General features: G+C 66.6%; 14 protein-coding genes and 1 tRNA gene. 4 read left to right on the top strand and 11 right to left on the bottom strand.

Annotation, left to right across the window (positions count from 1 at the left end):
• Positions 1 to 63: 63 nt before the first annotated feature.
• The 6 genes from J2W22_RS01655 to J2W22_RS01630 form a co-directional block, all read right to left on the bottom strand.
• Positions 64 to 375 carry a hypothetical protein gene (locus J2W22_RS01655; RefSeq protein ID WP_307116527.1) on the bottom strand — a complete coding sequence of 104 codons (312 nt, stop codon included), beginning with the start codon at positions 373 to 375 and terminating at the stop codon, positions 64 to 66.
• 289 nt (positions 376 to 664) lie between these two features.
• The gene (locus tag J2W22_RS01650; protein WP_307116526.1) at positions 665 to 1,078 is read right to left on the bottom strand and encodes a type II toxin-antitoxin system death-on-curing family toxin; all 414 of its coding nucleotides are present in this window, start codon (positions 1,076 to 1,078) and stop codon (positions 665 to 667) included.
• Positions 1,068 to 1,205 (bottom strand): hypothetical protein, encoded by a 138-nt coding sequence (locus J2W22_RS01645; protein WP_307116525.1) that lies wholly within the window; start codon positions 1,203 to 1,205, stop codon positions 1,068 to 1,070. The genes J2W22_RS01650 and J2W22_RS01645 overlap by 11 nt, the downstream gene beginning before the upstream one ends.
• A gap of 105 nt (positions 1,206 to 1,310) precedes the next feature.
• Positions 1,311 to 2,621, bottom strand: coding sequence for a DNA-packaging protein (locus J2W22_RS01640; protein WP_307116524.1), 1,311 nt, complete (start codon positions 2,619 to 2,621; stop codon positions 1,311 to 1,313).
• A complete protein-coding gene (locus J2W22_RS01635) occupies positions 2,614 to 3,063 on the bottom strand; it encodes a hypothetical protein (RefSeq protein WP_307116523.1) in 450 nt (149 codons plus the stop codon). The genes J2W22_RS01640 and J2W22_RS01635 overlap by 8 nt, the downstream gene beginning before the upstream one ends.
• Positions 3,064 to 3,245: 182 nt before the next feature.
• Positions 3,246 to 4,013, bottom strand: coding sequence for a DUF1134 domain-containing protein (locus J2W22_RS01630; RefSeq protein WP_307116522.1), 768 nt, complete (start codon positions 4,011 to 4,013; stop codon positions 3,246 to 3,248).
• A gap of 154 nt (positions 4,014 to 4,167) precedes the next feature.
• Here J2W22_RS01630 and J2W22_RS01625 point away from each other — a divergent pair.
• The 4 genes from J2W22_RS01625 to J2W22_RS01610 all read left to right on the top strand — a co-directional run bounded on the left by J2W22_RS01625 (position 4,168) and on the right by J2W22_RS01610 (position 7,536).
• Positions 4,168 to 4,257 (top strand) — tRNA-Ser (locus J2W22_RS01625).
• A 116-nt stretch (positions 4,258 to 4,373) separates the two neighbouring features.
• Positions 4,374 to 5,168, top strand: coding sequence for a FadR/GntR family transcriptional regulator (locus J2W22_RS01620; RefSeq protein WP_307116521.1), 795 nt, complete (start codon positions 4,374 to 4,376; stop codon positions 5,166 to 5,168).
• A gap of 132 nt (positions 5,169 to 5,300) precedes the next feature.
• Positions 5,301 to 6,872 (top strand): aldehyde dehydrogenase (NADP(+)), encoded by a 1,572-nt coding sequence (locus J2W22_RS01615; RefSeq protein ID WP_307116520.1) that lies wholly within the window; start codon positions 5,301 to 5,303, stop codon positions 6,870 to 6,872.
• Positions 6,873 to 7,107: 235 nt separating this feature from the next.
• Entirely contained in the window at positions 7,108 to 7,536 is a 429-nt protein-coding gene (locus J2W22_RS01610) for a nuclear transport factor 2 family protein (RefSeq protein ID WP_307116519.1), read from the top strand.
• A gap of 102 nt (positions 7,537 to 7,638) precedes the next feature.
• Here the strand turns inward: J2W22_RS01610 and J2W22_RS01605 are convergent, their stop codons facing one another.
• The 5 genes from J2W22_RS01605 to J2W22_RS01585 form a co-directional block, all read right to left on the bottom strand.
• Positions 7,639 to 8,547 carry a hypothetical protein gene (locus J2W22_RS01605; RefSeq protein ID WP_307116518.1) on the bottom strand — a complete coding sequence of 303 codons (909 nt, stop codon included), beginning with the start codon at positions 8,545 to 8,547 and terminating at the stop codon, positions 7,639 to 7,641.
• A 280-nt stretch (positions 8,548 to 8,827) separates the two neighbouring features.
• Complete coding sequence (locus J2W22_RS01600; RefSeq protein ID WP_307116517.1) at positions 8,828 to 9,856, bottom strand: aldose epimerase family protein; 1,029 nt, start codon at positions 9,854 to 9,856, stop codon at positions 8,828 to 8,830.
• Positions 9,853 to 12,315 carry a glycoside hydrolase family 3 protein gene (locus J2W22_RS01595; RefSeq protein WP_307116516.1) on the bottom strand — a complete coding sequence of 821 codons (2,463 nt, stop codon included), beginning with the start codon at positions 12,313 to 12,315 and terminating at the stop codon, positions 9,853 to 9,855. Before J2W22_RS01595 ends, J2W22_RS01600 begins: the two co-directional genes overlap by 4 nt.
• A 43-nt stretch (positions 12,316 to 12,358) precedes the next feature.
• Entirely contained in the window at positions 12,359 to 13,879 is a 1,521-nt protein-coding gene (locus tag J2W22_RS01590) for an ABC transporter permease/substrate-binding protein (protein WP_307116515.1), read from the bottom strand.
• A complete protein-coding gene (locus tag J2W22_RS01585; protein WP_307116514.1) occupies positions 13,876 to 14,643 on the bottom strand; it encodes an ATP-binding cassette domain-containing protein in 768 nt (255 codons plus the stop codon). Before J2W22_RS01585 ends, J2W22_RS01590 begins: the two co-directional genes overlap by 4 nt.

Genomic DNA, 14,643 nt, shown 5'->3' with positions numbered 1-14,643 from the left:
CGGACAGCTTGTTCGGACAGGGAATCGCCAGCCGCATCCAGGATGGCCCCCACCGCTAGGCAATCACCCGCACGAACCGCTCGCCGCCAGCTCCGCCGCGGTCAGCCGGCCGTCCCGGTCGCAGTCCCGCGTCCAGTATCCCGCCGTCAGCCCGGCGCGCAGCGCGTCGCGCTCGGCGCCCTTGCCCGGCACGGCGGAGGCGACCATCGCAATCACCTCCGCCGGCCCGAGCCCGCCATCGCGGTCGGTATCGAAGCGCGCCACCAGCGCCGCGCTCCCCGCATCGAGCAGCGCACCCACGCTCAGCGCGCAGCCGCACAGCCCCAGCATCCCGGCAAGCACGATCGCCCGCCGGAACAGCTTCCGTTCCGTCATCTCGGTTCTCCCAATCCTGAAGACTCCCCTCCCTGCAAGGGAGGGGTTTGGGGGTGGGTGCGCGCGTCTGCGCGCCCAAAAGGCTCTCTCCGCCCGCGCCTCTGAAGCGCCTGACGAGGCATCAAGCCTCGCCGTCGCCGACCCACCCCGTCCCCTCCCTTGCCGGGAGGGGAGATTCTTTCACAACAGCCGTATCGCCGCCTTGCCCCGCTTGCTCAGCATCAGCTCGGTCATCGCCCAGACCAGAGCGTCCGCCCGGTCCGGCGATCGACGCGGCCTGCCGATGCGCCTAAGGCACGAGCGGCCGGAAATAGGCTATGAGGATATCGTAGAGCTGAGACTCATCTAGTTCATCCAGCAGGGTCTGCACGACCAGCGTGCCGAGCAGCGGATGAGTCTCATTGTCGTCCGGAACGCCGAGCCAATAGCCATTCAGCACGAAGAACTCGAGCATGGCCGCCGCGCCGGTCCGCTTGTTGCCGTCCACATATCCGTGATCGCGGGCGATCGCCATGCAGAGACGAATGCCCAGCGCAAGGACATCATCGACGCCCTTATAATGATAGAGGTTGACCGGAGCCGCGACGGCGCTCTCGACCAGTCCCTCATCCTTGACGCCTGCCAGGCCGCCAAAGCTATGAATCTGGTCGTCATGAATTTCCCGGACATCTTCGATCGTCAGCCAGAAAGGCTCACTTTCCAAGATAGGTCAGGCTATTCTTGTAACGTTCCTTGATCAGCGCACGCACTTCGGCGCGATCCACATCGGGACGCGGCCGGGCAGCCGGCTTCGGGTGCTGCTCTGCAGGGATCTTGAGCTTGCTAGCCATCTCGACCTCCTGTCTAGCGTTGCTGTCTGGATATTTAGTATCGATTCCAAAGCGCTCAAGTCAACATGGGGTGGCGGGCACACCATCCAGATCAACCCGTCACTCCTATAGCAGCCGTATCGCCGCCTTGCCCCGCTTACTCAGCATCAGCTCGGTCATCGCCCAGACCAGCGCGTCGGCGCGGTCCGGCGATCGGCCGGGTCCTTCATAGCCGCCGCCTGCCACCAGCCCGCACAATTCGTCCTCCAGCGCCGGGAAGGGCGCGGCGTGCCGCACCTTGCCTGCCTCGTAGAGCAGGCTCACCGGCTCGGCCCGGGCCGCCTTGCCTTCGCTGGCATGCACCAGGGTCACCGGTAGCCGGCTGTCGGCGCCGAGCAGCACGGACTTCACCATCGCGCCGCCCTGGTTCTTCTCGGCGATCACCCGGTCGGCGTCATGCCGCGCGGCACAGGCGGCCACCGCCTGCGCCCAGCCCTCGGGCGTCGCGCCCGAAACGCTGGCATCCTCGATCACATAGCCCTTGCCGTCGCGGCCCAGCCCGACCGCGACGATCCCGCAGGAATCGCCGCCCACGCCCGCCGGCGGATCGACGCCCACCACCCGGCGCACCAGCTCGGGCACCTCGCTCGCCCGGCAGGCCTCGATCAGCGGGCGGCTCCACAAGGCACCCTGCAGCTCGTCGATCATCTCGCCGTCCAGCTCCTGCCGGCCGAGTTGCGTGCCGCCATAATCGGCGGTCATCGCCTCGACGAAGCTGCGCGGCAGCCAGGGATTGCCTTTTGTGCGCCCGCGCGTCTCCTCGAAGCCCGGCAGCGCCATCACCTTGCGCATCAGCTTCACCGGGCGCGGCGTGGTGGTCACCAGCACCTGCGGCCTTTCGCCAACGCGCAGGCCCAGCATCAGATTGTCCCAGGCGACTTCACCCACACGCCCCCATTTCGCCAGCTCGTCGCACCAGGCAAAATGATGCTCGGGCCCGCGCAGGCTGTCGGCGGCGGCGGCCGAATAGATTTGCGCGTGGGCGCCGCTGGGGAAGACCAACTCGCCCGAGCTGCGGTGCCAGGCCAGAGTCTCGTCCCGCCGGGCCGCGGCTAGCAGGCCGCCGGTCCCCTCGATCATCACGCGACGCACGTCCTCCACCGTCGCGCCGACCAATGCGATATGCGCACCCGGATGCGCGCGTGCCCGGGCAAGGACCCATTCGGCGCCGGCCCGCGTCTTGCCGAAACCGCGCCCCGCGCGGATCATCCAGACGCGCCAGTCCCCCTTGGGCTCATGTTGTCCGCGGTGCGCCCATTGCCACCAGCGCTCGCCATATTCGCGCAGTTGCGGTGCGCTCAGCGCATAGAGCAGGCTCACCCGCTGGTCGTGCGGCAAAGCCAGCACGCGCTCGAACAGCGCCTCGGCGTCAATCATCGTCCTGCTCCAGGGCGCGTGCCCGGTCGATTGCCTCCAGCTTCTTCAGGATCGCCTTGTTGGTCTCCTCCGGATCGGCCCGGCGCAACGGCGGGCCGCCCCGCCATTTCCCCTGCAGGCTGTCGCGATGCATCCTGAGCAGAGTCATCACGTCCTTGACGTTGACGCGCACGCCGTCCGGCCGCTCGAAACTCTCGTCCGGGCTGCCCAGGAGCAGATGGCCGAGCAGTTCGGTCTCCAGCATCTCGTATCCGGCCAGCAGTGCCTCGTGCCATTCCTCGGCGAAGCCGGGGTCCCGGCGCCGCAGCCGATAGGCGCATTGCGGGGTCACTCCGGCAGCCAGCGCGGCCGCGCGGATGTTGCAGCTGCCAGCCAGCGCGTCGAGGAATGCGGCACGCTTCTTCAGGGTCCAGCGCGTCCAGCGCCGGTTGTTCTCCTCCACGGCTCCTCTCCCGAAAAGAAAAGGGCCGGAAGGCGTTACCGCCCCGGCCCGACTCGCAATTCTTCAGCGTGCTCTACTTGTGCCATATCAGCGTGACGATGTCAAGAGAAAAGTGCCTATATGGTTCGTTATCGGCTAAAAGAACGGGTTCGCGGAGGGGCTATGGGTGGGGAAAGGTGCCCTTAGAAGGGCAGCCAGCGCTTCTTTTCGCTGAACTTCATATAGCCGGCGTTGACGCCGAGCCGCCAGCCGACGCCCAGGCGCACCGGGATCAGCACCACGTCGCCGCGGCGCAGGTACGAGGCGGAGAGGCCGCCGACGAAATAGGCCCGGCCCTCGCCCTGGGGGAAGCGCTTGTAGAGGTCCTGGCTGTCATAGAGGTTGTAGACCAGGACGAACACCTTGTTGGCGTCGCCGCCCAGGTCGAAGCCGATCGACGGGCCGGTCCAATAGACCTTCCGCTGGCCCTCGACCTTGTGGAACAGCATGCCCGAGCCATAGCGCAGGCCGACGCCGATCGCGCCCGAGGCTTCGCTGCCGGCGATATAGCCATTGGGCTGGCCCTGGTCCTTGAGGATGTCCTCGATCAGCTTGCCCAGGCCCGATGCGCCCTTGCCGAACACACCCTCGGCGGCGCCGACCAGCTCGTCGCGCTGATAGGTGGTCGCCTGGGCGCGGGCGCTGCCCGTCGGGCCGGCGGAGGGCGGCTGCTGGCCGGCCGGGCCCTGCTGCTGCGGATAGGGGTCCTGTGGTGGCGGGGCGGGGACGTCCTGCTGTTGCTGCTGCGCGGGGGCGGCATAGGGGTCCTGCGCCGGGGGCGGGGTGTTGATGTCCGAATCGATCGCGGTGTTGGGGTCGATCGTGGTCATCTGCTGCTGGGCGGATGCGGGCAGGCTGCCCATTCCGAGCGCGGCGATTGCCGCCATCAGCATCAGATCACGAACGCGCATCGGTCGAATTACCCCAGCCCAGCAGATGTCCGTTCTATAGAGGGCGCGCCTGTCCCGGCAATGAACGAGCGGCGGGTCGAGTCGATTTTACGTCGAGGTGGGCGTTGCCTGTCGCGAAACGCCTCGCTATAGGCCCCGCTTCTAGCCGTTATCCGGAGACGTGGGTGAGTGGCTGAAACCAACGCTTTGCTAAAGCGTCATACGGGAAACCGTATCGAGGGTTCGAATCCCTCCGTCTCCGCCACCGCTGTAACGCGCTGATATCACTTATATTTTTATGCGATAACGATCCAGGCTCGGGGATCTGCCCCGATTCGCGCGGCTCTTGGCAGTTGCAGGCAAAGTGCTTAGGCAGGGGGCATGCCCAGCTGGCAGCCCAAAGCGTCGATCCCGCGCACAGAGAAAAAAACCCGGACCCGCAAGCCGCGGCCCCGGTCGCTGCGCCTGCACGGCACCGTTGCGCGCACGCTCGGCATCCGTATCGTCTCGGGAGAGCTCGCGCCGAACGAGATTCTCGAGGGCGAGATCGCTGCAAGCGAGCAGTTCAAGGTCTCCCGCACCGCTTATCGCGAGGCAATCCGTATCTTGGCGGCGAAAGGCCTGGTCCATTCCCGTCCCAAGATCGGGACGCAGGTGAGCCCGCGTCGGGAATGGCACCTGCTCGATCCCGATGTGCTCAGCTGGATCTTCGCCGGCGAGCCCGACGATGCGCTGATCGAGAGCCTGTTCGAGCTGCGCCGCATCGTCGAGCCCGATGCCGCCCGGCTCGCTGCATTGCGTCGCACGCCCGAGCAACTCGCCCGCATGCAGCAGGGGTTGGCTGGGGTAGATCGGCATGGATTCGATTCCGAGGAGGGGCGTTGTTGCGACGAGGCCTTTCACTCGGCATTGCTCGAGGCTTCGGGCAATGATTTCATCATGTCGCTGACCAGCGGCGTCGCTGCGGCTATCGAGCTGACCACGGCGTTCAAGCAACACCGCCTGCCCGCCCCGCATGACGCACTGCCCGTGCACCTGGCCGTGCTCGAGGCGATCGAGGCGCAGGATGCCGAGCGCGCGCATGATGCGATGGCGCGGCTGGTCGAGCGCGGCTTCCAGGACACGATGGAAGCGCGCAAGCCTGCCAACGCCGCCAGCCAGCGCATCGCCCGCTAAGCCGGACACAATTTCTATCGCGTCGGCAAGCATGCAGACGACCACGCGCAATTGCATTTTGCCATGGCGCTGCCTAAGTCCCCGCGCGAGCGGTGTTACCGCTAACTTCATCTGTCACACAGGAGAGCAGGCATGGCGCTGACCGGCGAATTGTTCATTGCATCGAAGCGTGTCCGCCGCGACGGGCCGGGCTTCCAGGCTGTCGCCGCGTCGACCGGCACCCCGCTGGAGCCGAGCTTCAGCATGGCCACCAAGGATGATGTCGAAGCCGCCGCCGCCGCTGCCGAGACCGCCTTCCTGAACTACGCCAACCTGCCGCGCGAGAAGCGTGCCGAGTTCCTCGAGGCGATCGCCGAAGAAATCGACGCGCTGGGCGAGACGCTCACCGAGCGCGCCATGCAGGAAAGCGGCCTGCCGCACGCCCGCCTCACTGGCGAGCGCGGCCGCACCACTGGCCAGCTGCGCCTGTTTGCCAAGGAGCTGCGCCTGGGCGAGTATCTCCGCGCGCGCATCGACCATGCCATTCCCGATCGCCAGCCCGCTCCCAAGCCGGACCTGCGCCTGCGCATGATTCCGGTCGGCCCGGTCGTCGTCTTCGGCGCATCGAACTTCCCGCTCGCCTTCTCGGTCGCCGGCGGCGACACCGCCTCGGCGCTCGCCGCCGGCTGCCCGGTGATCGTGAAGGGCCATTCGGCGCACCCGGGCACTTCGGAGCTGGTCGCCGGCGCGATCCAGCGCGCCGTCGCCAAGGCCGGCATGCCCGAGGGCGTGTTTTCGCTGATCAACGGCGCGGGCAATGAAGTCGGCTCGGCGCTGGTCAGCCACCCGGTGGTCAAGGCGGTGGGCTTCACCGGCTCGCGCGGCGGCGGCACGGCGCTGATGAAGCTGGCCGCGAGCCGTCCGGTGCCGATCCCCGTCTATGCCGAGATGAGCAGCATCAACCCGGTCTTCCTGCTCCCCGCCGCGCTCGAATCGCGCGCCGAGGCGCTGGGCAAGGCCTATATCGGCAGCCTGACCATGGGCGCCGGCCAGTTCTGCACCAATCCCGGCCTGGTCCTGGCGCTGGAAAGCCCGGCGCTCGATCGCTTCCTTGCAGCGGCGACCGAAGCGGTGTCGGGTGCGGCGGCGCAGACCATGCTCACCCCGGGCATCCTCAAGGCCTATGAGCAGGGCGTCGCCCGCTGGGCCGCAGCGCCGGGGCTGAACCAGGTCGCGCAGGGCCAGGAAGGCTCTGCGAGCTGCGGCCGCGCCGCGCTCTTCACGATGAGCGGCGCCGACTTCATCGCCGATCCGAGCCATGCCGAGGAAGTGTTCGGTGCCGCCTCGCTGCTGGTGCGCTGCGCCAATGTTGAGGAGCTGCTCAAGGTCGTCTCGCTGCTCGAGGGCCAGCTCACCGCGACGCTGCACCTCGACGATGCCGACACCGAAGTCGCAGCGCAGCTGCTGCCGCTGCTCGAGCGGCTCGCCGGGCGTATCCTCGCCAATGGCTGGCCGACCGGCGTCGAAGTGACCGACGCGCAGGTCCATGGCGGCCCGTTCCCGTCGACCGCCGATGGCCGCAGCACCTCGGTCGGCACGCTGGCGATCGACCGCTTCCTGCGCCCGGTCGCCTACCAGGACCTGCCGGCGGCGCTGCTTCCGGCCGATCTGCGCGACGGCGATGCGGGCATCCCGCGCCGCATCGACGGCAAGCCGACGCTGTAAGGGTCACTTCCCCTCCCTGGAAGGGAGGGGATCGAGGGGTGGGTCAGCGCCGGGCGATACTGAAGCATCAAGCGTGACGGCGCCGTATCGCGCGTATCCACCCACCCCCAACCCCTCCCTTTCAGGGAGGGGAGTATGGGTTGTTCATCCCGCCAGCGAGACGTTCGGCCCGAGCCGGGTGCATGCCCGGTCACCGGATGCTAGCATGGAGACCTTCCCGCAACGGAGGGTCTCCATGCGCTTCCTGCTCCTTACCGCCGCTCTCAGTTTCGCCGCCCTGCCTGTCCATGCGCAGGAGAAGGACGAGGCGGGCGCCCGCGCTGCGGTGAATCATTATCTCGCCGGCCACGCGACCGGCAGCGCGGCCGAATTCTCCGCCGCCTTCCATCCCAAGGCGATGCTCTACTGGAACCGCGACGGCGCCTTCGCCGAGCGGACCCTGACCGACTTCATCGTCGCAGCGGCGACGGGCAAGCCGGCTGCGGACGAGGCGCAGCGCAAGCGCTCGATCGAGAGCCTCGATGTCACCGGCAATGTCGGCATGGCCAAGGTGGTGCTCGACTATCCGAGCGTGCGCTTCGTCGATTATCTCTCGCTGGTGAAGGCGGACGGGGAGTGGAGGATCGTCAACAAGATCTTCCAGGCCGAGCGGAAGGCGAACTAGCGCGTGTAATGATCGATCCTGCCGAAGGTGGCTATTGGGTGGTCTGCCGCCATTCGTTCATCAGCGTGGTCAAGCTGTCGGTGGAATGTTTCGGCAGAGAGATTATCGGATCGGCACCACATTCCGATACCGATCCACCAGATATATCGCGCGTTCGACGCTGGATCGGGTGGCCTTCAGCTCCCGCTTCTTCATTTCTCTGACGAGCCGATCGACGAATGTGTGAGGGGCTGGAGTAGGACCAGTGGATCGGACGCGGTTCGTTTCATAGTCGCGCGCTTCTATGAACTCGGCCTCGGAGAAACCAAGCCTGTCCGCCATCTCGTCGAGTTCGCGAACTTCATTGCGCTTCTGGCGAACTTCCGGATCCTCTATCTCCCAGCTAGTGACGATCGACGGCGACATGAATCCATCTGGACTGGAGAAGCGGCCTTCGTCGTCTTCAGTCCATTCGACAAACAGGTCAGTGACCATCTTAACGTCAAAATGGTAGGACAGTCGCGCCTTCAGCATATCGACCACTTTGGCGCAGGCAGTTAGAAGCACATGATCGAGGGCTGCTCTGTGCGCGGGATCACGATCCTTGAGGGTGTAGAGGCAATGCTCGACGTTATGGATAAAGAAAAGCTCATTCGAAGGACGCGTATGATAGCCGATGCCTCGTGAATCCGCTCGTCGCCAAGCGATAAAATCGCAGCCTTCGGGGTTTCTGCACTGTCCCCAATAGTCCACATCGCGCGGGAACCACTCAGCCTTGAAATTGCCCTTGCTTGTGATCTCCAGGACAATATCGATCTTCGGTTTGGCCGGCACTTCCCGACGATATCCGCGGCCCCGTTCCAGCAGCTTTGACAAATCATAGGTCCAGTAGGCCAGCATTTCGGCGAGTGCGTCCTCGTCGAGCGGATCTGACAGATCGCGCAATACGTCGCGTTGATAAGGGATCGGCGGCTCGTCTCTGACGCCTGCCCGCTCAAGCGCCCGCTCTATGAATGCGACGCACTCGGTCAAGCAACTGTGTCGGTAGAAGCCATCCAAGGATATTGGCTGAGAGATTCGAATGGGCGATCGGCGACCTTTGGGCATAGCCGCAGACTGAGGTACTCGATGAGATTCGGTCAAGGCTATGGACTCAGCCACCAGCACACAGATGGCTGGACTGGCTGCTCATTGCGCATTTGAGAATTCAGAACTGCCATTCCGATACCTGCCCACTTTTAGCCGTAGCAAGGGAAGGGCCGGGCGCTGCTTTTGGGGCATTTGCGCCAGACAGCCTTTATCGGCCTACCAACTAGCCAAAGGCCTGCTCGGCACTTTCCGCGGTCCGGAACCGGAACGCGATGTCGTGGCGATAGGTCTGGCCCGGATCGAGCCGTGCCGAGGGGAATTCCGGCCGGTTCGGGCTGTCTGGAAATTTCTGCGGTTCGAGGCATAGCCCCTGGCGTGTGGCATAGACCTTCCCGCTCGTGCCCGGTGCGCCGCCCGCGAGATGGTTGCCCGAATAGAATTGCAGCCCGGGCTCGCCGGAATGGAGGTCGAGCACCCGGCCTGAGCCTGGGTCGAACAAGGTCGCGACGCAGCGCGGGGCACCGTCGATCACGAAATTATGGTCATAGCCATGGCCGAGCTTGAGCTGTGCATCGTCCGCGTCGATCCGCTCGCCGACCCGGCGGGGAACGCGGAAATCGAAAGGCGTGCCGGTCACCTCGGCAAAGGCGCCCGTCGGGATCAGCCCGGGGCCGACGGGCGTGGTGCGGCTGGAGGATATGCGCAGCAGATGATCGAGGATCGTCGCCCCGCTCGCCTCGCCGGCCAGGTTGAAATAGGCGTGATGGGTGAGGTTCACCACGGTCGGTGCATCGGTGGTCGCGGTGAAAGCGATGGCAAGGCCATCCGCTTCCATCGTGTAGCGTGCCTCTACCGTCAGCGTGCCGGGAAAGCCGTTATGCCCTGCCGGGCTGACATGGCGGAAGGTCACGGAGTTTTCGCTCCGCGCCACCACTTCCCAATGCTGCTGGTCGAACCCGAGCGGTCCCGAATGGAGGCTGTTCGCGCCGTTGTTCGCCGTGACCCGGTGCTCCACCCCGTCGAGCAGGAAGCGCGCGCCGCCGATGCGATTGGCATAGCGGCCGGCCAACGCGCCATAGAAGCGCGGCGTTCGGCGATAATCGTCCAGGTCGGCGAAGCCGAGCACGACATTGGCGGGATTGCCGTGCCGGTCGGGCACCTCCAGCACGCGCAGTGCCGCGCCGAGCGTGATTAGCTCGGCGCGGAACGGGCCATGGGCAATCGCGATGGTTTCGATTGGCGTTTCGGTCACTTGGCCCCGGGGCAGATCGAGTTGGCGGGATCCGACACGATGCGCGCGTCGGAAAGGCTGAATACCAGTGGATCCGAAGCCGTCACCACCACCGGCGCAGAGACCGCGTTCATGTCGGTTCCGTTCTGCTGATAGCATTTGAGCAGGATCTTCACCGTCCGCCATTTGCCGGTCTCGCCGGTGAACAGGTTGGTGGCGTCGAGCCCCTTGCCATTGCCCATGCCAAGCGTCACCGGCCCGCTCGCTGCACGGTCGAGGCGATAGGTGAGGGCTAGCGACAGGTCGCCATTGGCTTCGCGGCCGAGGTTGATCGGAGACCCCCCGCCGATGCTCAGCCGCGCCTGGCCGCCGGTCCAGCTCAGCTGCTGCGCGCCTTCCTGCGTCTGCGGCCCGTCGATCGGCGCCCGGGTGATCTTCGATTCGGTGGCGAAGGAGAAGGGCTTGGGCGTCACGCCCTTGGTGAAATAGACGCTGGTGTTGAGCGACGAGGCATCGAAGCCCGGCTCCTCGGCGAGCGCCGCGACCTTGCCCGGCCTGGCATAGCTCAGGCCATAGCCGAGCGCGAACAGCGGGTCGTACCCCGGCTTGCCCTTGTTGAGCGTGAACTGGCCGGCGGTCTTGGGCCAGCTGAACGACAGCGTGCCCTTGAAGTCCTTGCGTGGCTTGCCGGCCTTGTCGCCGATCAGCACGTCCGCAACGCCCGCGCCTTCGCTGCCGGGCAGCCAGCCAGCGACGAACGCGTCCGAGGCGTTGATCTCCGGATTCACCCAGAGCGGCCGGCCCGAGAGGAACACCGAGACGGTCGGCACGCCGGCCGCCTTGAGCTTCTTGAGCAGCGCCAGCGCCTGCTTGTCGCCCGGCTGGAACTCTAGCGTGGGCACGTCGCCGCGCATCTCGGCATAGGGCTGTTCGCCGAACACCACGATCGCGACATCGGGCTTGGCGGTGAAGCTGCCGTCTGCGGAGAGGGTGGCGGTGCCGCCGCCGGCCTTCACCGCTTCGGCAATGCCGGAGAAGATCGTCTGACCATTGGGGAACATCGAATTGTCGTTGCCGTCGCCCTGCCAGCTCAGCGTCCAGCCGCCGGTCTGCTGCGCCATCGAATCGGCGCCGGGGCCGGCGACCAGCACATTGGCGGAGGCCTTGACCGGCAGCACGCCCTGGTTCTTGAGCAGCACCAGCGACTTGGCCACTGCCTCGCGGGCGATCGCGCGGTGCTCGGCGCTGCCGAGCACGCCGGCCTTGCCTTCGAACGGACGCGCCGGATCGAACAAGCCGAGCTTCACCTTGACGCGCAGGATGCGACGCACGGCGTCGTCGATGCGCGACATCGGGATAGTGCCGTCCCTGGCGTGGCGGACGGTGCTTTCGAACAGGCCCTTCCAGCTGTCCGGCGCCATCGCCATGTCGAGGCCGGCGTTGAAGGTCTGGGCGCAATCCTCCTTGGTGCAGCCCGGCACCTGGCCATGGCCGTTCCAGTCGCCGACGACGAAACCCTGGAAGCCCATCCGGCCCTTCAGCACATCGGTGAGCAGCGACTTGTTGCCGTGCATCTTGGCGCCGTTCCAGCTCGAATAGCTGGCCATCACGGTGAGCGTGCCGGCCTGGATGGCGGGGACATAGCCCTGGGCGTGCGTCTTGATCAACTCGTCCTCGGGGACACGGGTGTCGCCCTGGTCGACGCCTTCGAAGGTGCCGCCATCGCCGAGGAAATGCTTGGCCGACGCGGCGACATAACCCTGCTGGATGCGGTCCTTGGTGCCCGGTGCGCCCTGCAGGCCGAGGATCATCTCGCCGGCATAGGAGCGGACCACGGCGGGGTCCTCCGAATAGCCTTCGTAGCTGCGGCCCCAGCGATCGTCCTGCGGCACGGCGAGGGTCGGGCCGAACGCCCAGTCGGGGCCGGTCGCGGCGGTCTCGGCGGCGGTCGCCCGGCCGATGCGGCGGATCAGCGCGGGATCGTGCATCGCGCCCAGGCCAATATTGTGCGGGAAGATCGTCGCGCCGATCACGTTGTTGTTGCCGTGCACCGCATCGATGCCGAAAATCAGCGGGATCGGCTGGTGCTTGCCGCGCGGCTCCATCGCCACCTTGCGGAAGGCCTTGGCGGTCTCGACCCAGGGTGCCTGGGGCGAGCGATCGGGCGCGCCGATCGGCGGCGAGCTGCCGCCGGCCAGGACCGAGCCGACCGGGTATTGGCGCAGCTCCTCGGGCTTCATCGCGCCGATGTCGGCCTGGATCATCTGGCCGACCTTCTCCTCCAGCGTCATCTGCGCCATCAGATCGGTGACGAACTTCTCGGTCGCGGGATCGACCAGACCCTGTGAGCCTGCGGTCGGCCATTTGGCCGGGTTGGCGACCTGCTGGCCAGACAGCGTTGTCGGCGCGTGCTGCGCAAAAACGGGCGATGCGGCCCAGATGATGGTGGTCGACAGCAACAGCTTCAGGCCCGGCCGCATTGCACTCTCCTCTTTTCTTGTATCTGGTAGCGATAACAGAAGTTCATCGGGCAAGTCCACGCTCCAGCCAGCTTGCGGCCTGATCGGGACTTGCTTTGTTACTGTCGCGATCGACCATGTAGTTGGCCTCGCGCATGCGCTCGACGCTGATCGCGCCGATCAGCGGGCGGAGTGCTGCCTGGAAACGCACATCGTCGGCGCGTTTCGGGGCGAGTAGCAGGATCGCGTCATAGCCGGGGATCGCGCCCTTGGGATCGCTCAGCACCGTCAGCTTGTCGGCGGCGATGCGGCCGTCCGAGGAGAAGGCGGGGATCACGTCGGCGGTGCCGCTGGCCAGCGCGCGGTACATGAAGGTCGGCTGATAGGGATGGGCGGACTTGAAGCTCAGGCCATAGGCCTGCTTCACCGCCGCCCATTCGGGACGCTCGAGGAATTCGACATCGGTGGCGAGGTTGAGGCTGCCGGCGACGGGCGCGAGGTCCGCGATGGACACGATTCCGCGCGTCTTCGCGTCGTCACCGCGCATGGCGAAGGCATAGGCGTTCTCGAAGCCCAGGCCGCCGAGCAGGGTGACCTTGTGCGTGTCGCGTGCCCATTGCGAGACGCCCTGAACGATCGCGTCGCGGGGCGGCACCTCGCGGCGTTGCATCTGGTTGGTCCAGATCGTGCCCGAATAATCGACATAGACATCGACATCGCCCGCGGCGAGCGCGCTGAATGCCACCGCGGATCCCAGCCCCTCACGGTAGCGGACCTTGTAGCCCGCCGCCTCCAGGCGGTGGCCGATCAGCCGGGCGAGGGTGTATTGCTCCGAGAAGCCTTTGGCGCCGACCGTGACGGTGCCGCGCGCGGCGGGCAAGGCGGGGACCAACGCGACGGCGAGCGCGACCAGCAGCGTGCCGAGGCTCGCCCAGACCAACGCGCGCTTGCGCTTCGCGATGCCATGCTCCGCCAGCCCGAGCAGCCCGTCCACCGCCAGCGCGAGGCAGGCGGCGGCGATGCAGCCGGTCAGCACCAGCGACCAGTTCTGGGTCTGCAGCCCGGCGAAGATCAGGTCGCCCAGGCTCGGCTGGCCGACGGTGGTGGAAAGCGTCGCCGCGCCGATCGTCCACACCGCAGCGGTACGGATGCCGGCCATGAGGACGGGGAGCACGAGCGGCGCCTCGACCAGCCGGAGCTTCTGCGCGGCGGTCATGCCGACGCCGTCCGCGGCTTCGATCACCGCCGGGTCGATCGTGGCGAGGCCGGTCACGCCGTTCCGGAGGATCGGCAGCAGGGCATAGAGGGAGAGGGCGAGCAGCGACGGCAGAAAGCCCAGCGCCGGGATACCGCCGCCGACCAGCGTCGAGAGCGAGAGCAGGATCGGGTAGAAAAGCGCGAGCAGCGCGAGGCTCGGGATGGTCTGAATCAGGCTCGCGAAGCCTAGGGCGATTTTACCCAGGATACGGTTCCGCGAGGAGAGTACCGCCAAAGGCAGCGCTATCACGAGCCCAAGCAGCAGTGCCGCGAGCGCCAGCAGCAGATGCTGGGCGAGCAGCTCGGGTACGCGGGCGAGCGCGGTCACTTCTCGAGCTCCGCCAGCCGGTGCGCCTGCTCGCGCGGCACTGCGACCAGCGCATCCGCCGCCGGACCGCCCTTGCCGGCGAGCAGGTCGCGCGGAATGGCATCGGCGACGATCCGCCCCTTCTCCATTACCAGTACCCGGTCTGCGAGGAGGAGTGCCTCGGCCATGTCATGGGTGACAAGGATGGTGGTGAGGCCCATCCGGTCGTGCAGCGCCCGGATCGCCTTGCCGAGGCCGTCGCGGGTCACCGGATCGAGCGCGCCGAACGGCTCGTCCATCAGCAATATGCCCGGCCCCGTCGCCAGCGCCCGCGCCACCCCGACCCGCTGGCGCTGCCCGCCCGACAGCGCATCGGGTATCCGCGTGGCCATCTCGGGAGAAAGCTCGACCAGCTCGAGCAGCTCGGCAACCCGCCTGGCGCTGTCCTTCTCGCCCGCCAGCCGCAGCCCGATCGCGACATTCTCGCCGACGCGCATGTGCGGGAACAGCCCGACATTCTGGAAGACATAGCCGATCCGCCGGCGCAACTCGGGCGCGGGCCCGGCATCGACCGGTTCGCCGCCGACCAGCACCTGGCCTTCGCTCGGCTCGATCAGCCGGTTGACCATCTTGAGCAGCGTCGACTTGCCCGATCCCGAGGCGCCGACCAGCGCGACGAAACTGCCCGCCGCCACCTCCAGCGACACGCCGTCGACGGCCTTCACGCCCCCCGGCCAGACCTTGCTGACATTTTTGAAGGTAACGGAGCGGCTTTGCTCTGGCAT

The organism is Sphingomonas kyeonggiensis (assembly GCF_030812785.1).
Lineage (GTDB): Bacteria > Pseudomonadota > Alphaproteobacteria > Sphingomonadales > Sphingomonadaceae > Sphingomonas > Sphingomonas kyeonggiensis_B.
This window is presented reverse-complemented; position numbering and strand designations above follow the sequence as displayed.